General features: G+C 63.1%; 11 protein-coding genes. 7 read left to right on the top strand and 4 right to left on the bottom strand.

Annotated features, from left to right (window positions below):
• The first annotated feature begins 16 nt into the window (after positions 1 to 16).
• From ACN0YJ_RS03360 to gabT, 5 genes are all read left to right on the top strand, one after another.
• Positions 17 to 1,621, top strand: a complete 1,605-nt coding sequence (locus ACN0YJ_RS03360; RefSeq protein ID WP_417495340.1) for a sulfotransferase — start codon at positions 17 to 19, stop codon at positions 1,619 to 1,621.
• On the top strand, positions 1,618 to 3,783 hold the full coding sequence (locus ACN0YJ_RS03355) for a serine hydrolase (RefSeq protein WP_417495339.1): 2,166 nt from the start codon (positions 1,618 to 1,620) through the stop codon (positions 3,781 to 3,783). Before ACN0YJ_RS03360 ends, ACN0YJ_RS03355 begins: the two co-directional genes overlap by 4 nt.
• Positions 3,780 to 4,976 (top strand): MFS transporter, encoded by a 1,197-nt coding sequence (locus ACN0YJ_RS03350; protein WP_417476807.1) that lies wholly within the window; start codon positions 3,780 to 3,782, stop codon positions 4,974 to 4,976. The genes ACN0YJ_RS03355 and ACN0YJ_RS03350 overlap by 4 nt, the downstream gene beginning before the upstream one ends.
• A gap of 105 nt (positions 4,977 to 5,081) precedes the next feature.
• Entirely contained in the window at positions 5,082 to 6,539 is a 1,458-nt protein-coding gene (locus ACN0YJ_RS03345; RefSeq protein ID WP_417476808.1) for an NAD-dependent succinate-semialdehyde dehydrogenase, read from the top strand.
• 20 nt (positions 6,540 to 6,559) lie between these two features.
• Positions 6,560 to 7,834 (top strand): 4-aminobutyrate--2-oxoglutarate transaminase, encoded by a 1,275-nt coding sequence (gene gabT, locus ACN0YJ_RS03340; RefSeq protein ID WP_417476809.1) that lies wholly within the window; start codon positions 6,560 to 6,562, stop codon positions 7,832 to 7,834.
• Between the two features lie 84 nt (positions 7,835 to 7,918).
• On the opposite strand, the gene ACN0YJ_RS03335 is transcribed toward gabT, so the two are convergent.
• The gene (locus ACN0YJ_RS03335; RefSeq protein WP_417476810.1) at positions 7,919 to 9,397 is read right to left on the bottom strand and encodes a carotenoid oxygenase family protein; all 1,479 of its coding nucleotides are present in this window, start codon (positions 9,395 to 9,397) and stop codon (positions 7,919 to 7,921) included.
• Positions 9,397 to 10,200 (bottom strand): DUF1295 domain-containing protein, encoded by an 804-nt coding sequence (locus tag ACN0YJ_RS03330; RefSeq protein ID WP_417476811.1) that lies wholly within the window; start codon positions 10,198 to 10,200, stop codon positions 9,397 to 9,399. Before ACN0YJ_RS03330 ends, ACN0YJ_RS03335 begins: the two co-directional genes overlap by 1 nt.
• Before the next feature lie 347 nt (positions 10,201 to 10,547).
• Here ACN0YJ_RS03330 and ACN0YJ_RS03325 point away from each other — a divergent pair, with 347 nt between their 5' ends.
• The gene (locus tag ACN0YJ_RS03325; protein ID WP_417476812.1) at positions 10,548 to 11,513 is read left to right on the top strand and encodes a winged helix-turn-helix transcriptional regulator; all 966 of its coding nucleotides are present in this window, start codon (positions 10,548 to 10,550) and stop codon (positions 11,511 to 11,513) included.
• A gap of 42 nt (positions 11,514 to 11,555) precedes the next feature.
• Here ACN0YJ_RS03325 and ACN0YJ_RS03320 read toward each other — a convergent pair whose 3' ends face one another.
• Positions 11,556 to 12,764, bottom strand: a complete 1,209-nt coding sequence (locus tag ACN0YJ_RS03320; RefSeq protein ID WP_417495338.1) for an acetyl-CoA C-acyltransferase — start codon at positions 12,762 to 12,764, stop codon at positions 11,556 to 11,558.
• A 4-nt stretch (positions 12,765 to 12,768) separates the two neighbouring features.
• Positions 12,769 to 14,001 (bottom strand): acetyl-CoA acetyltransferase, encoded by a 1,233-nt coding sequence (locus ACN0YJ_RS03315; RefSeq protein ID WP_417495337.1) that lies wholly within the window; start codon positions 13,999 to 14,001, stop codon positions 12,769 to 12,771.
• 421 nt (positions 14,002 to 14,422) lie between these two features.
• Here ACN0YJ_RS03315 and ACN0YJ_RS03310 point away from each other — a divergent pair, with 421 nt between their 5' ends.
• A complete protein-coding gene (locus ACN0YJ_RS03310; protein WP_417495336.1) occupies positions 14,423 to 24,253 on the top strand; it encodes an Ig-like domain-containing protein in 9,831 nt (3,276 codons plus the stop codon).
• Positions 24,254 to 24,308: the final 55 nt, after the last annotated feature.

Below are 24,308 nucleotides of genomic sequence, written 5' to 3'. Positions count from 1 at the left end.
CGGATAGGATGACGGGGTGGCCGACCGAGACGGTCACCCCGTCGCTGCTTCCATGGATAGTCTGATCGCAAATCGCGCACCCAAGACCCGTATGGCCGAGATCGACCATGCGCTGCGTGCCCGGCAGCTCGGGCCGGCGCGATCCATGCTCACGGCGCTATTGCGTGACGAGCCGGGATATGTCGAGGCCTGGATCGCGGCCGCGCGGCTGGAGCAGATGAGTGGTGACCACGCCGCGATGCGACAAAACTTGTCGCAAGCGCTTGTACTGGCGCCTAATTCCCCCCTTGTTCGATTGCTCGATATCGAGGCCCTGGTGCATCTCGGGGCGATCCGGGAGGCCATGGATAGTCTGGCCTCGATGGAGGCCGAGGCGGGCGAGGATTCGGCCTGGATGAGCCGGCTGAGTGAGGCCTATACCCAGTGCGGGGCCTTTGAAGCGGCGGAGCGGTGTGCACGGCAGGCGGTGAGGCTTGATCCGGAGCAGCCGGCGATCCGTTATAATTTCGCCTCGAGCTTGATCGCGACCGGCAAGCTTGAAGAATCCGAGCGTGAATTCAATCAATTACTGGCCCGGACGCCGCATGATTATGACGCGTATTATAACCGCGCCACGCTGCGAAAGCAGACGGTGGACGATAATCATGTCGCCGAGATTCAGCGCATGCTCAGGGCGCCGAAACGGACCCGGCTCGGTGAGGTGCAATTGAACTATGCCCTTGCTTTGGAACTGGAAAATCTCGGTCATTATGAAGAGAGTTTCGCGGCGCTGAAGCGTGGAGCCGAGGCCCGGCGGGCGATGATGGCCTATCGGGTCGAGGGCGATGTCGCGACGATGGCGCGGATCGCCGAGGTTTTCGGCACTGAATTCTTCGCCCGTGAGCGCCCGTGTAACAACGCTCAAGATCCTGTTTTCATACTGGGTTTGCCGCGTAGTGGCACAACCCTGGTCGACCGGATTCTCAGCGCCCATCCATTGATCGAAAGCCTGGGTGAGCTCAATGACTGGCCGCTGGCACTGACCGGTCTGACCCGTGGCAGCCGCGATAAATCGGACATGGTTTCAAGGTCTGCCACCCTGGACATGCGCAAGCTTGCTGCTGACTACCTGTTACGCGTCAGCGAGCGTCGCGCTGACCTGCCATTCTTCATCGACAAGACTCCGGCTAATTTTCTCTATATCGGTCTGATCGCCGCGGCGCTGCCAAATGCGCGCATCATCCACCTCAATCGCGACCCGATGGACAATGCGCTGGGCATGTACAAGGCGCTTTTCCGGATGGGTTATCCCTTCTCCTATGATTTCTCCGATCTGGCCGAATACATGCGAGCCAAGGATCGTTTGATGGATCATTGGCGCCGCGTTCTGCCTGGCCGGATCCTGGATGTGAATTACGAGGACATCATCACCGACCAGGAGGGTGAGACGCGTCGCTTGCTGGATCATGTCGGGGTCGACTGGGACAAGGCGTGTCTCGACTTCCACAAGAATGCCAGCCCGACTGCGACGGCGAGCGCGGCCCAGGTGCGCCAGCCGCTCTATGCCAGCGCGGTCGGCCGCTGGCGCCGCTATGAGCGCGAACTGGCGCCGCTGGCGGAGATGCTTGGAGTGACACCATGATGCGGACTGCAATTTTGACGCTGGGGCTGCTCGCCGGGCTGGGCGCACCTGTGATGGCCCAGCCGCTGATGTCCGAGGACTTCCAGGACGGCAATGCCGAGGGCTGGCGCGGCGATGCCGGGCGCGGCGATATCAGGATCACGGAGTATGCGGGAAATTTCTCGTTGCGGCTGCAGCGCAATGCCTGGGTTGCGGCGGCGGTTCAGATTCCGGCCGGGCAGGAGATCCGGATCTCCGCCGATTTCGCCGCCGACGGGCTGGAGGGTGAAGATTCCTGCCAGCTGGAAACCAGTTTCGACGGCCAGGACTGGACCGGGATCGGCCATATCGCCGATGGGCAGGATGACGGCGTCACCCTGACATCAGTCACCGGCCGCCTGCCGGCTTCAGATACGTCGCGCGCCATGCTGGTGCGCCTGCGAGCCGCGGGCAATGCGGCCAATGATACTTGCTGGGTGGATAATATTCGCGTCACCGGACAAACCCCGCTCGCCGCGCTGACGCCGGCGCTGACGGCGCAGACCCTGTTGGCGGCGGCGCCGCTCGACGGGCCCTATGCGACCACAGCCTTTGCGGCGCCGGACACGGCCCTGCCGCCGCCGGCCCGCCTCGATGGGCAGCTTTCACTTGCGGCCGCGCAGCGCGCCGATCATTTCACGCTGCTGCTCGATGAATTCGACGCCGCCAACTCAGCCGGCCGGCTCGACGAATTGCCGGGCTTCACCCTCGATCTCGTCAGTGAGGGGTCGGCGCTGATCCCGGTTCAGCGCGGACCGCAGCAAGGCGATCACCCGGAGTGGGAGTGGATTTTCCAGCCGGGCCGGATCTGGGATGGCGGTGATGGCAATGGCTGGATGCGTGCGGCCTTGCCGGTCGCGCTGCAGGAGCGCAATGCCAATTGCATTCAGAACGGGCTGATGAGCTTCCTTCACCGCGACAGCGGCGAGGTCTCGCAGGCAGTCGTGCAAATCGGTGCCCAGACCTGCGCCTATCTTCAATTCGACCTTCTGGCGCGACTACCCGTCAGTTTCGAGCCGGGCGCGGTGGCGGATGCCGAGACCGTGCGGCAGGCCTGGCGCAGCGAAAGCGCCGCCCGGCTGCCGCGTTCGCCGCTGGCCGATCTGGCGCTCGCCCATCCCCAGGTCGACCTGGCCGACATCGGCTCGCCGCTTGAGGTGACGCCGGAAAACATGACGGCCTTTGCCCTGGTTGCCGATGGCCGCCTTTACGCGGGCGATTGCCCGACACGCCAGGGACCGGATCCCTATTGCGATGTGACGCCCTTGCCCTCCTATTCCGTTGCGAAGTCCGTGGTCGGCGGGATCGGCCTGATGCGGCTGGAACAGCTCTATCCGGGGGCCCGGCAGGCGCTGATCGCCGATTATGTGCCGCAATGCACGGCCGAGCGCTGGGGTGATGTCACCTTCGAGCAGGCCCTCGACATGGCGACGGGGAATTATACGTCGGACGTCTATGATCTCGATGAGGCCTCGGCCCCGACCTGGGATTTCCTGACCGTCGAAACCCATGCCGAAAAACTCGAACGGGCCTGTGGCATGCACCCCCGCAGGGCTGAGCCCGGCACGAGATGGGTCTATCACACCACCGACACCTATCTGCTCGGCACCGCGATGCAGGCCTATCTGCGTGAGCAGAGCGGGCAGGCCGATGCCGATTTCTACGACACCCTTCTGGTGCCGATCTGGCAGGCGTTGCGGCTCTCGCCGCTGGCGATGCAGACCCGGCGCACCCGCGATGCCGAGGCCCAGGCCTTTACCGGTTGGGGCCTGACCCTGTCCGCCGACGACATGGCCCGGATGGCGCTCTTCCTCCATGCGGGTAGCGTGATCGATGGCGTGTCCTGGCTCGACCGCGATTTGCTCGCTGCCGCCCTGCAACAAAAGCCCGATGACCGCGGCCTGCCAGCGATCGATGACAGTCTGCGCTATCGGGCTGGATTCTGGGCCTATAATGCCGGCGCCGATCTTGGCTGCGAGCATGATGTCTGGATCCCGACCATGTCGGGCTATGGCGGCATCTCCGTCACCCTGATCCCCAATGGCCATGTCTATCTCTACGCCAGCGACGGCCGCGAATTTTCCTGGCGCCGGGCTGCAGCCCAATCCTTTGCCATCCAACCCTTTTGTGAGGCCGCGCCATGAGTGAAGCCAATGAAGCCGTCACCGAGCCCCGCGGTCTGCCCAAGGCGCCGCCCAACGGGCTGATCGCCGCCATCATGCTGGCCTTTCTCGCCACGGCCGGCCTGTTCTACGTCAATATCATGGCCGCCATTGTCGATGGTCTGGTCAGCGGGCTCGGCTTCACCGAAGGCCAGGCCGGACAGATCGGCTCGGTCAATATCTATGGTGCCGCTGCCGGTGCGCTGCTCTCGGTCTTTCTGGTCAAGCGTCTGCCCTGGAAAACACTGGCCCTGACCTGCCTCGTGGTCCTGATCTCGATCGATCTCGCCTCGATCAGTATCGCCAGTTATGACGTGATGTTTCCGGTTCGCGCAGTTCATGGTGTGTTCGGTGGCGTGCTGACGGGCACCGGTTTTGCGGTCATCGCCCGCACCGCCAATCCCGACCGCACATTCGGCATGTTGCTTTTCGTGCAATTCGGTCTCGGCGGCCTGGCCGTGATGGTCTTGCCGCCGCTGGCACCGCTCTACGGCACCCAGGCCTTGTTTATCGCCCTGGCCCTGTTCAGCGCTGTTACGCTGGCCATGTTGCCCTTCCTCTCCGCCTATCCGGCCCGGATCAAGGATCCCGCCGCTGACGGCAAGGTGCAATGGACACCGCTTCTGTTGACCCTGCTGGCGATTTTCCTCTTCCAGGCCGCCAATATGGGCTTGCTTGCCTATATCATCCGGCTTGGGCTCGATTACGGGCTGGAGCGCGGCTATGTCTCGCTGGCGCTGGGTCTGGCGACCTGGGTCGCTCTGGCCGGGCCCTTCCTGGTGATGGTGTGCGGCCTGCGCTTCGGGCGCTTCCGCCTGCTCGCGGCCGCAATGGCGCTGACCCTGGTGGGCACCGCCATCTTCCATTACAGCGGCAGTCCGATCGCCTATATGGTCGCCAATTGCGGCACCGGCATCACCTGGGGCTTTGTCATCGCCTATCTGCTCGGCATGACGGCCGAGTTCGACAAGGCCGGCCAGGCCTCGGCCTTTGGCGGTTTCATCTCCAAGCTCGGACTGGCCTCGGGGCCCATGGTGGCGGGCTGGGTGCTCTCAACCGATGGCGGCTTTCCCGGACTGATCAATCTGGCCCTGATCGGCCTGGCTGTGAGCGGGCTGGTCATGCTCCTGCCAGCGCGAATGCTTGACCGCAATCGCGTGGTCGTCGACGCGTGATCTGGTTCGATCAGCTGGCCCAAACTGGCTCTATGGCTGGTGGCGTGAAGCCGTAAACTGGCCCCAGATTGAGTTTGACGCCTTATCATCTCGAGAGGGAATGCCATGTTGGCCACACGACCGGCTTGCCCAAACCAGGCCTATATCGACGGACATTGGTGCGATGCCGAGGATGGACGCCGTTTCGACGTCACCAATCCGGCGACCGGTGCCGTCATCGCTTCGGTTGCCGATTGCGGCGTCACCGAGACGCGCGCCGCGATTGCTGCGGCCAGGGCGGCCCAGGCCGGATGGGCGGCTCTGCCAGCCGGACAGCGCGGCGCGATTCTGCGGCGCTGGCGCGATCTGATGGTTGAGCGCGCCGACGAGCTGGCCCTGATCCTGACGCGCGAGAATGGCAAGCCCCTGGCCGAAGCGCGCGGCGAAATCCTCTACGGCGCGTCCTATCTGGAATGGTTTGCCGAGGAAGCGAAGCGCATCTATGGCGAGATCATCCCCTCCGCCTCGGCCAATAACCGCATTCTGGTGACCAAACAGCCGGTCGGGGTCTGTGCTGCGATCACGCCGTGGAATTTCCCCAATGCGATGCTGATGCGCAAGGCCGCAGCAGCGCTCGCCGCCGGTTGCACCATGGTCGCCAAACCGGCTGCCGAAACCCCGCTCTCGGCACTGATTGCGGCGCAGCTCGGCATGGAAGCCGGCGTGCCCGCCGGCGTGTTCAATATCGTCACGACGAGCCGGGCGTCTGAAGTCGGCGGCGAGCTGACCTCGAGCCCTGATGTGCGCAAGATCACTTTCACCGGCTCGACCGGCGTCGGCCGTCTGCTGCTGCAGCAATCCGCCGCGACGGTGAAGAAGGCTTCGATGGAGCTGGGCGGCAATGCGCCCTTCATCGTGTTCGACGATGCCGATCTTGAAGCGGCGATCGACGGCGCGATGGCATCGAAATTCCGCAATGCCGGCCAGACCTGCGTCTGCGCCAACCGGATGTTCGTCCAGTCGGGCATCATGCCGGAATTCGCCAAACGTCTGGCGGCACGCGTCGCCGCCCTCAAGGTCGGCGATGGCGAAATGGCCGGCTGTGAAGTCGGACCGCTGATCAATGAGGCCGGGCTTGCCAAGACTGCGCGTCTGGTGACCGAGGCCCGGGCAGCGGGAGCGAATGTGCTCACAGGCGGTGCCAGGCATGCCGCCGGAGAGCTCTTCTACCAGCCGACCGTGATTGAGGGCGTGACGCCGGATATGGCTGTGGCCCAGGAAGAGATTTTCGGGCCGGTGGCACCGCTGATCGGGTTTGAAACCGAGGCCGAGGTGATCGCCCTGGCCAATGACACGATTTACGGCCTCGCCGCCTATCTCTTCACCCGCGATCTCGGCCGCGCCTGGCGCGTTGGCGAGGCGCTGGAATACGGCATGGTCGGCATTAATGAGGGCATCATGTCTTCGGCCGCCGCGCCGTTCGGCGGCGTCAAGCAATCGGGTTTTGGCCGCGAAGGATCGCGTCAGGGCCTCGAGGATTATCTCGACACCAAATACATGTTGATGGGAGGGCTCTCGGCCTGAGCGCCGGGGGAGATCAGACAATGACCAATTCTACACTCTGGGCCGAACGTCAGGCCGCCACGCCGCGCGGTGTCGGCGTCATGCACCCGGTTTTCGCCAAACGTGCCCTCAATGCCGAAATCTGGGATATCGAGGATAATCGCTATATCGATTTCGCGGCCGGGATCGCCGTCACCAATACGGGCCATAACCACCCGAAGGTGAAGGCCGCCGTCGCCGAACAGCTCGATAATTTCTCCCATGTCTGTTTCCAGGTCACGCCCTATGAGAGCTATGTCCGCCTGGCCGAACGGCTCAACACGCTGGCTCCCGGGCCGACGCCGAAGAAGACGATTTTCCTGAGCACGGGCGCCGAAGCGGTCGAGAATGCGGTCAAGATTGCCCGCGCGGCCACCGGCCGTCCGGCCGTCATCGCCTTTGCCGGCGGTTTCCATGGCCGCACCATGATGGGTATGGCACTGACCGGAAAGGTCGCGCCCTACAAGCTCGGCTTTGGGCCTTTCCCCGGCGAGGTCTTCCACGCGCCATTCCCGGCGCCCTATATCGGCATTGAGGAAGCGGACTCGCTGAAGGCGCTGCACCAGCTCTTCAAGGCCGATGTCGACCCGGCCCGCGTCGCCGCTATCATTATCGAGCCTGTGCAGGGCGAGGGCGGTTTCTATGCTGCCTCACCCGCCTTCATGCAGGCTCTGCGCGCGATCTGTGACGAGCACGGTATCCTGATGATTGTCGACGAGATCCAGACCGGCTTTGCCCGCACCGGCCGCATGTTCGCGACGGATTATGCCGGTATCGAGCCCGATCTGATGACCATTGCCAAGGCGATGGCCGGCGGTTTCCCGATCTCCGGGGTCATCGGCAAGGCCGCGATCATGGACGCGCCGGCGCCCGGCGGTCTGGGCGGCACTTATGGCGGTTCGCCGCTGGGCTGTGCTGCCGGTCTGGCCGTGCTGGATGTCATCGCCGAGGAGGGCCTGTGCGAGCGCGCCATCGAGATCGGGACACGCATTGTGCGCCGCTGTGAAGCGATCCGTCAGTCGGACACCGGCATTGGCGATATCCGCACGCTCGGCGCCATGACGGCGATCGAGATGGTCGAGGAGGGCGATGCCGCCCGCCCTGACCCGGCACGCACCGCACGCATCGTCGCCGAGGCCCGCCAGCGCGGTCTGCTGCTCCTGTCCTGCGGCGTGCGCGGCAATGTCATCCGCTTCCTCACCCCGTTGACGATCGGCTTCGATACGCTGGACGAGGGTCTCGACGCGCTGGATGCCGCGATCAAGGCTTCCAGCTAGCCCTGTCGCCAACGCGTTGGATCAAGCGCCCTGACGGAGAAATCCCGTCAGGGCGCAGATCTGTGCAGGGGCCTGATAGAGGCGTCAGCCTGCCTGGGCCGCGCGCAGGCGTGGGCCATCGGCCCAGGCGGCATGGGTGCCGCTGGAAATCCGGTGTGGCAGGATGATGCGGCAGACCGGGCCGGCCGCGAAATCCTTGCAATCGATCAGCACGCATTCCGACCGGTCCTCGACCATGTCGGTGATGAAGGAGACGAGATAGCCGTCATCCTCATCGACCGCGCCGATGCGCGGCGCAAACGGCGATTCGCTGCCATAGCGCCCCTCGCCGAAGGCCAGGCTCTGCGACTGGCCGGTCTCGTAATCATGCTTGACTGCGCCATTGAACAGGAACCAGCCCGGCTTTGTCGTCGTCGAATAGGCATAGCGGGTCTTGGTGCCGGCGCGCTCCTGATTAAAGGTGCCGAATTCCAGGATGCGGTCGTCGAGATGGCTTTCCGTGCAGGCCCCGGTCTTCATGTTGAAGCGCCAGCGATGCAGTTTCGGCTTGAAGGAATTCTCATCGACAAAGGCCATCAGATGCCCCATCCGCGGATCGGGATGATTGACCTCCAGCGCACCGGGCACGGGTTGTTCCTGGAAATAGCCGTCGAGGACGACTTCATCGCCCTCTTCCCAGGCATTCATCCAGTGCAGGACATAGGTCGGATCGGCCTCGAACCATTTGATCTGGTCGGGCGAGCCATAGCGCGGCACGATCGCGAAGCGGGTTGGCATATCGCGATGGAAACGGGTCGCATGGCGTCCCTTTGCCAGCGCCTCGGGATCCCAGAACAGCGGCAGGTCGGCGAAGATCGAATACTTCCTGGTAAAGGCCATGTCGTGCGGCAGGCGAGGTCCCGGCAGCGGGATCGGGATGTAGTGCTTGAGCTTGTTGTCCGGCCCGACGACGCCGTAATGCATGTAGGGCGCGTGGGTGGAGTAGTTGAAGAACAGCAATTCCCCGGTCTCTTCATCGACCTTGGGATGGGCCGAGATACCGTCCAGCGGAACCCAGCTTTCCGTCCCGAATTGCTCCAGCGTGTAGGGATCGAGCCGATAGCCTTCGCCGCACTGGTAGAAGGTCGATAATATCTTGCCGGCATGGACCACGACATCGGTCGAGGAGCTGTCCTTGACCGAGCCATGCGCGCCCCAGCCCGGACGGGTGGACAGGCGCGGATTCTCGGCGATGCCAGCCCACAAGGCCTTGCCGGCCTCGGCTTCGGCGGCGAAGGCCTTGGTGCGGACCAGGCGGTTGTGATAGGCGGCCTGACCGTCGCGGAAGGAGATCGCATGGATCATCCCGTCGCCGTCAAACGGATGATAGAGCCCGATCGAACCATGCACCGGGTTTTCCGTATTGCGCACATAAACCCCGTCAATATCGGTCGGGATCTCGCCGATCACCTCCATCTTGTCGGCATCATATTCGTCGAAATTCGGCGTCCAGGCGCCCGACATGTAGGGATGGCGCTCATCGGGCGGTGTGTGGGCGATTGTGTTGACCTTGATAGCGCTCATCAGGACGGGTCTCCGGATTTCGGGGGCATCGGAATAAAGCCGCTGGTGCGGGCGATATAGGCGTCATAATCGGGGCGCGAACGCTTCAGTCCGCGCTCCAGCAGGGCGGCGCCGCTCCATTTCACCAGCAGGGCTGTCATCAGGACCGGACCGAGAATGGCGGCCAAGCCGATCCCGGTCTCGGCGGCGATCAGGAAGAGCCCCCACCAGACGCAGGCATCGCCGAAATAATTCGGATGCCGCGTATAGCGCCACAGGCCGCGATCCATCACCTTGCCGGCGCTGTCGGGATCGGCCTTGAACTTCGCCATCTGCCAGTCGCCGACGCTTTCGAAGAAAATCCCGATCACGGCGAGGGCGGCGCCGGCGAAGGCCAGGGGGCCGAGCGCTGCGGGTGTGGCCGAGACCTGTCCCAGCTGCACCGGCAGCGAGACGACCCACAGCAGGACCGCCTGCAGCATGAAGACGAATTTGAAACTGTGCCAGTGTCTGGCTTCAGGTTTGACGTGCTTGAACATGGCGGCATAGCGCTTGTCCGGGCCTTCCTTGCGCCAGCGCCAGAACAGATATCCGCCCAGCCGCAGCCCCCATATCGCGGTCAGACCCAGCAGGAGCAGGCGGCGTCCGGCGGCGCCGTCCGGCGTCAGGATGAAGCTCAACCCGGCGACCAGAATGAAGCCGAAGGCCCAGAAGGAATCGATGAAGCTGACATCTTTCAGCGGGATACTGATCGCCCACAGCACGAGCATCATGCCGATCAGCAGGACGAAATTACTCCCCAACAGCATCATCACATCGCCCATGTCTCGTCTCCGTTCGCGTGGTCTGCCACTGGTTGTGCAAGAAGTTCGATCAAGCCGGTACCGGGATTGTTGGAATGGACCGTCTGGCTCCGCCGTCTTTGGCCGCGGCGGGTCAATCGATTGAGTGGGTCTGGTTATGCAATTCGCCGTAAACCTATCGTGCGCGCGGCGACGCTGTCAATTCCGGACGGGGCCCAAAAACCGGGCGGTGTGTTGGCCTGATACTGATGAAGCCGGGGGCAGGCTGTCGGTTGTGTGGTAATATCGGGGCATAATCAGTCTGCGGGGCACAGGCCCGATCCCCAATCTTGCGCGCGGTTGTGACCGGCGCAGTCGATGAGGCGCCCATGGCCCGGAAGTTTATCCGAACCTGCTCGATCTGGCGCAGCCTCGAGGTGATCGGCGATACCTCGACCCTGCTCATCCTTGAAGCCAGCTGGCTCGGCGCGCGCCGTTTCCAGGATTTGCGCAATCGGACCGGCCTGCTCAAACCGCTGCTCAGCGACCGGCTCAAGCGGCTCGTCGCGGCCGATATCTTCGAGAAACAACCCTATTCCGAGGCCCCGCGCCGGTTCGAATATCATCTCACCGAGAAGGGCCGTGACCTCTATTGGACCTCGCTGATGATGTTGCGGTGGGAGCGCAAATGGGCGCCGCCCGAAGGCAAGATCGCGATTACCCTGCGCCACAGGACCTGCGGCGCCGTCTTCGACCCGGTCCCGATCTGTTCGTCCTGCCAGCGCGAAGTGACGGCGCGTGATGTCGGCTGGACCGAAGGGCCCGGGGTCGGGCTGATGGCGGCGACCTATAGCCGCCGCCGGCGCTATCGTGACATGGCTGCCGGCCGGCCCGCCGAATCCACCTTGCTGGACCATGTCGCCCAGATAACCGGAGATCGCTGGGCCAGCCTGGTCCTGCGCTCGATCTTCACGGGCTTGCGCAAGTTCGACGAGATTTGCGAGGACACGGCGATCGCCACCAATATCCTGTCAGAACGTCTCAGCTGGCTGTGCGCGATCGGTGTTCTCGCCCTGCATCCCTACAGCGAAAGGCCGGCCCGGTTTGAATACAGGCTGACCGCGAAGGGGATCGACTATTACTCAATCCTGCTCATGCTGTTGCAATGGGGCGATACCTATTATGTCTCGCCCGAGGGACCGCCGCTGCAGCTGACGCACACACCGTGTGGCCATGAGCTGGACGCGATTGTCGCCTGCTCTGCCTGCCAGAAGGCGGTGCATCCGGAGAGCGTGAGCTATGAGGTCGTCGAAGCCGGGCCCGCCGGCGTGCTGCCGGCGCCAGCCCTGCCATGACCCGCGCCGCCATTGCGGATCAGGTTCACCGGGCCTTGCGCCTCAGACCCGCTCGATGATGATCGCAGCGCCTACCCCGGAGCCGCCATGCAGGACGGCCATGCCGAGCCTGCCGCCATCGCGTTCCAGACCGGCCAGCAGGGTCGTCACCAGGATCGCCCCGCTCGCCCCCATCGGATGACCCATGGCGAGATGGCCGCCTTCCGGATTGACCCTGGCGGGATCGATGGCGTAGTCGCGCTCGAATTTGACCGGGGTCGCAGCGAAGGCCTCCATGAACTCGATCCGGTCGAGATCCTCAAGGTTCAGCCCGGCCTCCACCAGCGCCGCTTCCATGGCGGCGAAACCGGCTGTGAGCTGGAGCACAGGATCGGCACTGGCCTCGGTCGCGGCGCGGATAATGGCGCGCGGTTTGAGCCCGGCCGCCGCACCGGCCTGCCGGCTGCCGAGCATGACCAGGGCGGCGCCATCGGCGATGGGCGGGCAATGAGCGATGGTGTGAACATGTTCGATCACGGTTAATTCGGGCCGGGCGGCCAGCATCACATCATCAAAGCCTTGCGCGCCCATCGGCCCGAAAGCCGGGGCGAGGCGGGCCAGTGATGCCAGGGAGGTCTCGGGTCTGACCGATTCATCCCGGGCCAGCAGCACGGTGCCATCGGGGCCGCGCACCGCAATGACTTCATCCAGTCCTCCCTTGGCCCAGGCCCGGGCCGCGCGCTGGTGCGAGCGGACGGTGACGGCGTCGAGTTCCTCCCTCGAAATCCCTTCCATCGTCGCCATCAGATCGGCCGAGAGCGGGACCGGCACATAGCGCAGGGCCCGGGCGGTGTCCGGGTCGTCGTAATAATGCGCGTGGTCTGCGAGAAACGGCACGATCGACATCATCTCGACGCCGCCGGCCAGGCGCAGCCGGTCATCGCCGGTCGCCGCCGCTTCCAGGGCGGCCAGCCGCGTTGCCGTCAGGCCGGAGACGCAATAATTATTGAGCGTGCGGCTGGTCATCGCTGCCGGCAAATTCGCGTGCAGCTTGCTGACGAGGGCCAATTGTCCGCCCTGTGGGCCGATCTGGCCGACACAGCCCAGCGTCAGCGACGTTACCCGCTCAAGCGCGGTTTCGCCCGAGCGGAGGCGCAGCGCGGTCACCAGCTGGCCGACCAGCTCATGCGGCGTGAGGCTGGAGAGGGCGCCCCCGGGCTTGCCCTTGCCGCGCGGGGTGCGCACCGCATCATAGAGACAGATTTCGATCAACGGATCAGACCCCGATGACGAAACAGGCGCTCGCCGTGGTCGAGCCGCCAACATTATAGGTCGCCACCGTGCGCGCGCCCTCCACCTGGGTATCGCCGCTCCGGCCCGAGGTCTGCCGCCAGGCATCAAGTGCCATGCGCACCCCGGTCGCGCCGACCGGATGCCCCAGCCCGATCAGCCCGCCGGATGGATTGACCGGCAGCGCGCCGCCCGGCGCGATAATGCCGGCTTCAATGGCTTTCCAGGCCTCGCCCGGTGCGGTGAGGCCGAAATGCTCGATCGCCATATACTCGGTGATCGAGAAACAGTCATGGGTTTCAATGGCATCGAGTTGGGTGGTTTCGGTGATACCGGCCCGGCCGCAGGCATCGGTGATCGCCTTGCGGACCCAGGGAAACATATAGCCGCCGGTTTCACGGCTCTTCGCCAGCTTGGCCTCCATCATGAGCGGTGCCGTTGTGTGGCCCCAACCCTTGAAGCGCGGGATATCCGCCAGATCGAGGCCGCGTCTGGTCGCGTATTCCTGCGCCACGGCTTCGGAGGCCAGGAAGATTGCCGCAGCACCGTCCGTTACCTGGCCGCAATCGCTGCGCCGCATCCAGCCTTCAACGACCGGATTGGCGTCATCATCGGCCTCGAAACTGGCTTCAGTGAAATTCCAGGCGCGAGACTGGGCGCTGGGATTGCGCCTGGCATTGCCGAAATTGATCCGGGAAATTTCCGCCAGATGCCGCCGGTCGAGCCCGTAGCGCTGGTCATATTCTTCGGCGAGGTCGGAGAACATGGCCGGCCAGAGATAGCGTGCGCCCGGCGCTTCGCGATCCGCCCAGGCGGCGGCACCGAGAATCTCGGCGGCGCGCTGGCCGGGCACATTTCGCATCAGCTCGACGCCAACCACCGCGGCCAGCCCGTAACGGCCGGCCTCGATATCGGCCATCGCCGCCAGGATCGCCATCGAACCGGAGGCGCAGGCCGCCTCGTGTCGGCTGGTCGGCTTGCCTTCAAACTCCGGATCGACATGCGCCATCATACCGCCGATCAGGCCCTGCCCGCAGAACAGTTCGCCGGCAAAATTGCCGATATGGATGACATCAACATCGCGCGCCGCCACATCCGCGGCTTCGAGCCCGGCCTGCGTGGTCTCCGAGATCAGCTCGAACAATCCCTTATTGTCGCGCGTCCAGTTGCGGGCAAAGTCGCTCTGCGCGCCGCCGAGAATGAAAACGGGTTCGGGCATCGTGTTCAGACCTCCAGGGTGGCGCATTCCGGCTTTATAGGCAGTGAGGCTTTTGCGGTCGGCGAAGCGGTCCGGCAACCGGGCAGGGGATTGTCTGCAATCCGGCCCGACTTCGCCCGGGTCGGGTTGTTTGTCACTTTCTTATTAAAACCTACTTCGTGATTGTCAATCAAGGCCGGGCTGTGGCGCCGCCACCACAATCAGAGGTGGCGAGGCAGCGGGGCGGAGCTTCGAAGCTGGCATGGCGGCGATGTATCTCACAAACAACGCAGAAAAATGCGCCAAGACACTCCGGCTCCGCTATATTATGTGAACCGAACCTGCTAGGGTGAATGAAATCAGGGGTGAAGGGGGTAGCATGGCCGATCTCGAACGAGTCAAATCACGTGTGTTCGCTTGTAAAACGGGCATTTCAGATGGTTTGAAGCGCCTCGGCGCCGGTGTTGGTGCTGCCGTACTGGCGCTCGCGGGCGGCCTCGCGATCTCGGTTCCGGCCCAGGCCGCGAGTGGCACTATCAATGGTGGCGCCAGCCTCGGGACGAATGGTCAATGTACCGCGGCAAGCCCCTCCAGCTTCGGTGTCAGTTTCACCGCCACCTTTCAGAGCGCCGATACTGGCTCGCTCGATACTTACTCCCTCTTTCTGCTTGACGGCACAGGAACGATTATCGGGTCGTCCAGCCAGAGCATTTCGGCATCCGCTGCCAGCACGACGACTGTAATTACCGCGCCGACGACCCAGACCCCTTCTGATGGTTCGGCATATACCCTTGTCGCCTACAATCAGAACACCGGATCGCCCATCTATAGCGTTGGCGATCTCTACGAGAGCGATGACTTGCAGATGGCCAGTCTGGCCTTTGACGCCAGCGCCCTTGATGATAGCTGCCCCGGCCCGAACTCGGCTCGTCCCACCCCGGCGATCACGACCGCGGCCAACCCTGTCAATGCAGCCTTTGTGGCAACGATCACATTCGATGCGTCGGTCACCGGTTTCGATATCAGTGATCTGGCCGTCGGCAATGGTGCGGCTTCCGCCTTTGCCGGCGCCGGCGCCAATTATTCCGTGACAATCACACCCGCAGTTGATGGCGATGTGACCGTCGGCATTCCTTCCGCCGCTGCGGTCAATGGCGTGGGCACCGAAAGCAATGCTGCCCCCACATTGACTGTCCTGTATGATGCAACATCTCCCCAGCCGGAATTCACCGATAGCGAGCCGGACACCACCATTGAGGGGCCGATCACGGCCTATCTGCAATTTGACGAAATTGTATCAGGCGTTGCCTCCGGTCAGATCGGGGTCACCAATGCTGCAATCTCCAACTTCGTCCAGGTTTCCAACCAGCTCTACAGCTTCACCCTGACCCCGGATCTGGGGCAGACAAACGGCGTGATTGCCCTCAGCTATGACGCCGCACAGGTTCAGGATTCTGCTGGCAATGACAACCTTGCGGGCAGCGCAATTTATTTCGCCAACACCAATGCTCCATCTGCCGTCATTTCGACCAGTGATGTCGAGCCGGTTGGCGGCCCCTTCACTGTCGATGTCGTCTTCAATGAGGCTGTCACCGGATTTGATGTCGGTGATTTCGTTGCTGCGGCGAACTTCACCGTCGACAGCGTTTCGGGTTCGGGAACGACCTACACGGCGACCCTGACTCCGACGGCCTCGGGAACCTTGTCGATCCGCGTTTCCGCCGGCGCTGTGACCGATATAGACACGAATGCCAATACGATCTCAAACCTGCTCCAGGTTCAGGCTGACATCACCGCCCCGAGCGTTTCTGTCACGACTGCGGAGATATCTCCGGTCGGCGCGAGCTTTGCCGCGACCATCACCTTCTCCAAGCCGGTTGTTGACTTCGTGGTCGGCGATCTGGTGCTGACGAACGCGACCGCGACCGATTTCTCGGGTTCGGACGACATCTATTTTGTGACGATTCTGCCGGTTGCGACCGGCACCGTCCAGGTCGATATTCCAGCCGCCATCGCCCAGGATGCCGGCGGGCGCGATAATACGGCTGCGGCGACCTTGACCCTCCAGGCTGATGTTGTTGCGCCAACACTGACAATGACGAGCGCGGCTGTCGGGCCGGTCAGTGATCCCTTCACGCTTCTGCTCGATTTTTCCGAAAGCTTCGCCGATTTCACACTCAGTGACCTGACCGTCGTCAATGGTGTCGCTTCCAATCTCCAGCGCTCGGGCGACGACCTGATCGCGACGATTACGCCCACGGCTATCGGCACGCTGACTGTGGATGTTGCCGATGGGGCATTCCAGGACCTTGCCGGCAACGACAATCCGGCCGCGACCCAGTTCTCGATCGAGTCGACCGCCAATGGTGCGCCCTCGGTCGTGATTGCCTCGAGCAGCGCCGCCGGCCTCGTCAGTGGCGCGGCATTCCCGGTCACCGTCACGTTCTCCGAACCGGTAACCGGCTTCCTGTTTGACGATATCGTGATCGTCAATGGCACGCGCTCAAGCGAGTCGATTTCAGGCAATGTCTATAGTTTCACCGTCACGCCCGTCGCCGATGGCGTGGTGTCTGTCGACGTGCCGGCCGGAGTCGCCCAGGACGTCGACCTCAATCAAAATACGGCAGCGACGCAGTTTTCTGTGACCGCGGATACCGGTGCGCCGACCGTGGCCATTACCAGCGCTGCTGTCGGGCCCGTCGCTGGCTCGTTCAGCGTCACATTGACCTTCTCCGAGGATATGGACAGCGTTGTCGGGTCAACCCTGACTGTCGGGAATGGCAGCGTCACCGCCATGAGCGGTACGGGTAGTGTCTACACCGCCACGATCCTGCCGACCGCTGACGGAACCGTGACCGTCGATGTCCTCGATGGTGCGGCCAATGATCTGGCCGGCAATGGCAATACTGCGGCGACCCAATACTCGATCGCTGCCGTGATCGGTTCGCCAACTATCGCGATTTCCGGCCCGGCCGGTCCGCTATCTGACGCCTTCACGGTGACCTTCACCTTCTCTGAAAATGTCACAGGCTTCACGGCCGATGATGTTGTCACCAGCAATGCGGTCGCGAGCTCATTTGCCGGAACGGGCGCTGTCTATACCGCCACGATTGTCCCGACTGCTGCGGGACCGATCACGGTCGATGTCGCCGCTGGCGCCGCGCAAAACGGTGGGGGCGTCAATAACTCTGCTGCCCCGCAATACTCTGTCACGGCCGCGTCACTCGGCCCGATTGCCACGATTACGAGTGCGACGCCGTCGGTTTCCGGCGTCGCATTCATCAATGTCGCGGTTGCGTTTGACGAGGATGTGTCCGGCCTCGAAACTACCGACTTCGTTATAACGGGTGGAGGGGCGCCGCTCGCCTTTAGCGGCAGCGGTTCGAGCTATTCCTTCTTCACGCAATCGGTCGGCGGCGTGGATCTTGTCGTCAGCCTCCCTGCCTCATCAGTGACGGCTGTGGCTGGCGGCGCTCCGAACCGTCTGGGTACCGATCTGGTCATCCCGGTCGCCGTGGTGCCATCAATCCCGACGGTGGTGATTTCATCGGCGTCCGCCGATCCGGTCACTGCGCCGACCTTTGACGCAACAGTGACCTTTTCGGAGGCTGTGACCGGCTTCACGATCGCCGATCTGTCGGTCTCCGGCGGCGAAGTCTCTGCGTTCAGCGGGTCTGGCGCGGTGTATGCCACAACGATTACGCCGACACGTGACGGAACCCTGACGATTGATATCGCCGGCTCGGCAGCGACCAGCAGCACAGGCGGTGGCAATACCGCCGCCGCCCAGTTCTCGATCACCGTCAATCAGCAATTGCCCCAACCGGTCATCACCAGCGCCCTGTCGGGAACGGTTTCGGGTGCCTTCGATATCGTCGTCAATTTCAACGAGCCGGTGACCGGCTTCGACATTACCGATCTGACGGTCGGAAATGGTGCGGCCAGCAATTTCGCCGGTAGCGGGACTGCCTATACAGCCACGATCACGCCTGCCGCTGATGGCGCCGTCACGGTTGACATCGCCGCGGCTGCCGCTGTGGATGTGAGTGCGGGCGATAGCCTGGTTGCCGCCCAGTTTTCGATCACCAATGACGAGACCGGCGCGACGCCGACCCTCAGCTCGGCGGCCAGCAATCCGTTTGCCGGTTCATTCGTGCTGGATGTTGCCTTCACCGAAGCGGTGACCGGCTTCACCGCAAGCGATCTGACCGTCGGCAATGGTACGGCTTCGGGGCTGACCGGCTCCGGCGCGGCCTATACCGTCACGATTACACCGAGCGCTTCGGGTGCCGTGACTGTCGATCTGGCGTCCGGCAAGGCCGGCGATGCAGCCGGAAATCCCAGTCTGGCGGCCGTTCAATTCTCCATCACGGCTGACATCACGGCGCCGTCCGGCTATGCGGTCTCACTTGACCAGGATCCGATATTCTCGGGCAATGTGTCGGCGCTTTCCTTCAGCTATACCGGCTTCGAAGTCGGTGCGACGTTTGATTATACCATCGCCAGCGATGGCGGCGGGGCGTCGATTACCGACAGCGTCCTGGTTGCCGCGGCCGCCGGCACTGTTTCCGGCCTCGATGGCTCCGGGCTCGCTGATGGCACCATCACCCTGACCGCCGCCTTGACCGACGTGCTCGGCAATGTCGGTGCTGACGAAACCGATACCGCGACCAAGGATACGGTTGATCCCACTGTCGTCCTGTCGACAGTCTCGGCCGACCCGGTATCCGGTGCCTTCACGCTGGATGTCGTGTTCTCGGAACCGGTTACCGGTTTCGCGCTCGGCGATCTGACAGTTGGCAATGGTGCAGCTTCTGCGCTCGCCGGTGCCGCCGATACCTATTCAGTCACGATTACGCCGGCCAGCGATGGAACGGTTACCGTTGACCTCGCCGCGGCGAAAGTTCTCGACCTGGCGGGCAATGACAATACCGCTGCGACCCAGTTCTCGATCGAAACCGATGGCGCCGCGCCCACAGTGCTGTCCGTCGAGCGCCAGACGCCATCCGGCGAGAATACCAATGCCGACTCCCTGACCTGGCGGGTCAGTTTCTCTGAAGCTGTCGCAAACATCGATGCGGCTGATTTCGAGGCGGGCGGCACGACGGCTGGCGCATCGGCCGTGACGCTGGTGAGCGCGGGTGTCTATGACGTCACGATCTCCGGCGGTGACCTGGCGGGGCTGGATGCGACAGTGTCGGTTGGGTTCAGTGTCGGCCAGAATATTGCCGACATTGCGGGCAATGCGCTGTCTGTTGTCGCGCCCTCCGGCGTGAATGAAACCTATAGCGTCGCCAATACCGCCCCGGTTCTGGCTTCGATAACGCGTTTCACGCCCACCTCTGAACAGACGAATGCGGACTCGGTGGTCTGGAATTTCCAGTTCTCAGCGATCAGTGACCTGTTTGACCTGGAGGCCTCCGACTTCACGCTGACCGGCACGACGGCGACACTTTCGGTGAACCGTTACTCCATCGGATTTTACGTGACGGCGTCCGGCGGCGATCTCGCCGGTCTGGACGGAGCCGTGTCGATCACGCTCAACGCGGGTGCCGACGACGAGTTTGGCAACACCATGGCCACCGGCGTACCGAGCGGGACGAATGATAACAGCTTCACACTCGACAACACCGTTCCGAGCGTCACCCTCACTACAGTGTCGAGCGATCCGGTCTCGGGTAGCTTCACGCTGGATGTCGTGTTCTCGGAATCCGTCACCGGCTTCGCTGTCGGCGATCTGGACGTTGGCAATGGTGCCGCCTCGGCCTTCGCCGGCTCGGGCACGACCTATTCGGCGACGATCACGCCGTCTGGCGATGGTGCCGTAACCGTCGATGTCGCAGCTGCCGCAGCGCAGGATTTGGCCGGCAATGACAATACGGCCGCCACCCAGTTCTCGATCACCTCTGATGGCACGGCTCCGACGCTTGCCCTGTCGACGGTCTCGGCCGACCCGGTTTCGGGTGCCTTCATGCTGGATGTGGTGTTCTCGGAATCCGTCACCGGCTTCACTGTCGGCGATCTGACAGTTGGCAATGGTGCCGCCTCGGCCTTCGCCGGATCGGGCACAACCTATTCGGCCACGATCACGCCGGCCGCCGATGGGGCCGTCACCGTCGATGTCGCTGCGGCGGCCGCCCAGGACGGTGCCGGTAATGACAATCTTGCTGCGACCCAGTTCTCCATTACCCATGACGGCACTCTGCCGAGCCTGGTTCTGTCGACCGTCAGCAGTGACCCTGTCTCCGGCGCGTTCACCCTGGATATCGTCTTCTCGGAATCCGTGACCGGTTTTGGTCTCGGTGATCTCGATGTTGCCAATGGTGCAGCCTCGGCCCTTGCCGGTTCGGGTGATACCTATTCGGCAACCATCGCACCGGCCAGCGATGGCCTGGTCACCGTTGATGTGGCGGCTGCGTCCGCCCAGGACAGTGCCGGCAATGGTAACTCGGCGGCCGTCCAGTTCTCGATCACCAATGATGCCACGGCACCGACCGTCGTGCTTTCCACGGTCTCGGCGGACCCGGTCTCCGGTGCCTTCACGCTGGATGTGGTCTTCTCCGAATCCGTCACCGGTTTCGCTGTCGGCGATCTCGACGTCGGCAATGGTGCAGCTTCGGCCTTCGCCGGTGCGGGCACGACCTATTCCGCGACCATCACGCCGACAGGCGATGGTGCAGTCACCGTCGATGTCGCTGCGGCCGCTGCCCAGGACAGTGCCGGGAATGACAATTCGGCTGCGACCCAGTTCTCGATCACCAATGACGAGACGGCACCGACCCTCCTTCTGTCGACGCTCAGCAGCGATCCGGTTTCCGGTGCCTTCACGCTCGACATCGTGTTCTCCGAATCCGTCACCGGCTTCACTGTCGGCGATCTGACAGTTGGCAATGGTGCCGCCTCGGCCTTCGCCGGATCGGGCACAACTTATTCGGCCACGATCACGCCGGCCGCCGATGGGGCCGTCACCGTCGATGTCGCTGCGGCCGCCGCCCAGGACAGTGCCGGCAATGACAATCTTGCTGCGACCCAGTTCTCCATTACCCGTGATGGCACGGCGCCGACCGTCGTGCTGTCCACGGTATCGGCTGATCCGGTCTCCGGTGCCTTCACTCTGGATATTGTCTTCTCGGAATCCGTCACCGGCTTTGGCCTTGGCGATCTGGATGTCGGCAATGGCGCGGCTTCGGCCTTCGCCGGCTCGGGTGCGAGCTACAGCGCGACCATCACGCCGGCCGGCGATGGCCTGGTGACTGTCGATCTCGCCGCTGCCGCCGCCCAGGATGCAGCCGGCAATGACAATCTTGCTGCGACCCAGTTCTCCATCACCCGTGATGGCACGGCCCCGACCCTTGTCCTGTCGACAGCATCGGCAGACCCGGTCTCCGGTGTCTTCACGCTTGATGTGGTCTTCTCCGAATCCGTCACCGGTTTCGCGCTTGGCGATCTGAATGTTGGCAATGGCGTGGCCTCGGCTTTCGCCGGTGCCGGCAAGACTTATTCCGCGACGATCACGCCGGCTGGCGATGGCCTGGTGACAATTGATGTTGCCGCCGCCGCTGCACAGGACGGTGCCGGGAATGATAGTGTCGCTGCGACCCAGTTCTCGATCACCAGTGACGGCACAGCGCCAGGCCTGGTGATTGCCGGCCCGGCCGGCACCCAGACGGGCGCTTTTGCGGTCAGCTTCACCTTTACCGAGAGCGTCAGCGGCTTTGCTTCCGGCGACATCGTGGTGGCCAATGGTGCCGTCTCGGCCTTCGCTGGATCGGGTGCGGCCTATACGGCGACTGTCACGCCGGCCGCCGATGGTCCGGTTACCGTTGACGTTGCCGCGGGTGTTGCCAGCGACGCTGCCGGCAATACCAGTACGGCCGCTGCCCAGCTGAGCATCAATGCCGATATCAGCGCCCCGACCGTCTTGTCGGTTGTGGTCTCCGATGCCAATCTGACCGTCACCGATATCGGGACCAGCTTTACGGTTGCGGTGACCTTCTCTGAAGCACTCGACTCTGCGATTGAACCTGAATTCGCGTTCGTTGGCGCTGATCTATCGGCCACGCTGAGCCTGCAGTCTTCTGCCTGGTCGAGTGGCGATACCGTCTTTACGGCCAGCTATGACCTGCTCGACAGCGGCCTGATGGCTGATGATGTCGATGTCACCGTTTCCGGTGCAGCCGATGTGGCCGGTAATCTGCTCGCAGATTCGACCACACCGGATCTGTTCAGCGTCGAATTGCGCCGGGGCGGCATCACGATTGCCCAAACGATCGAGGGTACGGTTGACGGTGAATTCGACTTCACCGGTGATCTCGGCAGTTTCGCAATCTCCACCTCCGGCCAGACCGGTTCGCGCGCCTTCACCGATCTCATTGCGGGCACCTACACGATCACACCGGCAGCCGAGGACGGATTCAGTGCGGACGGAGCCAGCTGTTCCGGCGGCACGACTTCGGTCGACGGGACGACCGGTGCTGTCACCATCGTCCTGGCCCCAGCCGACTCGGTGACCTGCACATTCGCTGCGATCGCTGACCCGGAGATTGATGAAACCGCCATTCCAAGCGTGGAACTGGCACTGGATTCATCGATCGATAATCCGGCGGGTGTCAGCACGAGCTTCGCACTGTCGAATACGGGCGGTTCGCCTTTCTCCTTCACGGCGGCGTCCGACATGACCTGGCTCGATGTCGATCCGACATCCGGCTCGATTCCGGCCGAGGGCTCGCTTGAATTCACCATCACCTTCAATGATGGCGTGCTGGCTCTGGCTCCCGGTACCTACACGGCCACTATCACCATCACTGAAACTGCGGCCGCAGGGCAAAAGCCAATTGGCATGAGCGCCAACACGCTCAATGTCGTGACCATTCCCGTCACGATCCAGCTGCAACCGCGTGAGGGCACCCTGACGATCATTGCCACCACCGCACCCTCCCAGGCCGGTGACGGCGTGTTTACCTACACCTCCACCCTGGCCGAGCTCGACGGATTGTCGCTTTCTACCGTGGCTGGGACCGCCAATTCGGGCGCAATGACGGTGCTTCGTGGATCATACAGCCTGACCCAGACGACCTCGGAAGGTTGGGCGCTGAATTCGATGAGCTGTACCGGCGACACCGATAACGGCTCCACCTTCGATCTCGACACCGGAACTATGGTCATCGACCTCGATCCCGAAGAGAGCATGGTCTGTACCTTCGCCAACCGCCGCGATGAGGACTTCATCCGTGAGATCACGCAAAGCGCGATCCGCAGCTTCATGGCGGCGCGTGCCGATCAGATCCTGACCAATTCGCCAGAATTGTCGGGCCGGATGCGGGGGAGCCGGATGTCGGCAACGCCGAACCGGTTTGCCGCCGACTATGCCGATGGCCGGTTCTCGGCCGATCTGTCGACCAGCTTGTCGGCGATCCGTCAGGCGGCCGAAAATGGCCAGCCGCAAATGCCCGGAGCGACCCAGTTCAATCTCGACGGTCAGACCGGTATGGCCAGCCTCGATGTCTGGGCACAGGCGACCTATACGAGCATTGACGATAATCGTGCCGGCCTCGACGCCAGCTCGACCTTCGGGCTCTACTATCTCGGCGTTGACATGATGGCGTCCGAAGACCTTCTGGTTGGAGCCCTGCTCCAATGGGATCATGCGGAAACTGTCACCGGCACCTATCGCAGCGAAGTGAGCGGTGATGGTTGGCTGGCCGGGCCCTATATGGTCGCCCGTCTTGCCGAAAATGTGTATCTCGATGCACGCGGTGCCTGGGGACGCTCGGAGAATGATGTCAATCCGATCGGCTTGTATACCGATGCCTTCGAGACCAGCCGCTGGTTGGTTGAGGCCAATCTGACCGGCGAAATGACGTCCGGAAACTGGCGGCTTTCGCCCCAGATCGGCATCGCCTACTTCAATGAAGAACAGGACGCCTATACCGATACGCTCGGCTTCCTGATCCCAAGCCAGGAAATCACGCTCGGCCGGATCAATGCCGGACCGGAGCTTGCCTACCGCTTCATCAATGCCGAGGGCGGCTATTTCGAGCCTTATGTCCGGCTCACGGCGCTTTGGGATTATGATGATGCCGATGTCTATAATGCCGCGGGCAATCTGCAGGGCATTGGCGGCCTCCGGGCCGATGCCCGCTTCGGCCTCACGGCCGAATTGCCCAATGGCGGGCTGATCTCGGGTGAAATCGGGATTATCGGTCTCGGCCTCGGGGAGTTCGAAGCCAATAACGCCATGCTGCGCATCCGCCTGCCTCTGAGTATGGAGTAGGCATCGGCGGGGTTCGGCCGAACTGAAACCTGTGTCCGGCCCGCCTATATGGCGG

It is taken from the genome of Maricaulis sp. (genome assembly GCF_048270095.1).
GTDB lineage: Bacteria > Pseudomonadota > Alphaproteobacteria > Caulobacterales > Maricaulaceae > Maricaulis.
Note: the sequence above shows the minus strand (reverse complement) of the source record. Positions and strands in the feature narration are given on the sequence as shown.

Coding starts and splice junctions, on each gene's coding strand:
- ACN0YJ_RS03355 (WP_417495339.1), top strand. CDS start 1,618: ATGATGCGGACTGCAATTTTGACGCTGGGGCTGCTCGCCGGGCTGGGC.
- ACN0YJ_RS03350 (WP_417476807.1), top strand. CDS start 3,780: ATGAGTGAAGCCAATGAAGCCGTCACCGAGCCCCGCGGTCTGCCCAAG.
- ACN0YJ_RS03345 (WP_417476808.1), top strand. CDS start 5,082: ATGTTGGCCACACGACCGGCTTGCCCAAACCAGGCCTATATCGACGGA.
- gabT (WP_417476809.1), top strand. CDS start 6,560: ATGACCAATTCTACACTCTGGGCCGAACGTCAGGCCGCCACGCCGCGC.
- ACN0YJ_RS03335 (WP_417476810.1), bottom strand. CDS start 9,397: ATGAGCGCTATCAAGGTCAACACAATCGCCCACACACCGCCCGATGAG.
- ACN0YJ_RS03330 (WP_417476811.1), bottom strand. CDS start 10,200: ATGGGCGATGTGATGATGCTGTTGGGGAGTAATTTCGTCCTGCTGATC.
- ACN0YJ_RS03325 (WP_417476812.1), top strand. CDS start 10,548: ATGGCCCGGAAGTTTATCCGAACCTGCTCGATCTGGCGCAGCCTCGAG.
- ACN0YJ_RS03315 (WP_417495337.1), bottom strand. CDS start 14,001: ATGCCCGAACCCGTTTTCATTCTCGGCGGCGCGCAGAGCGACTTTGCC.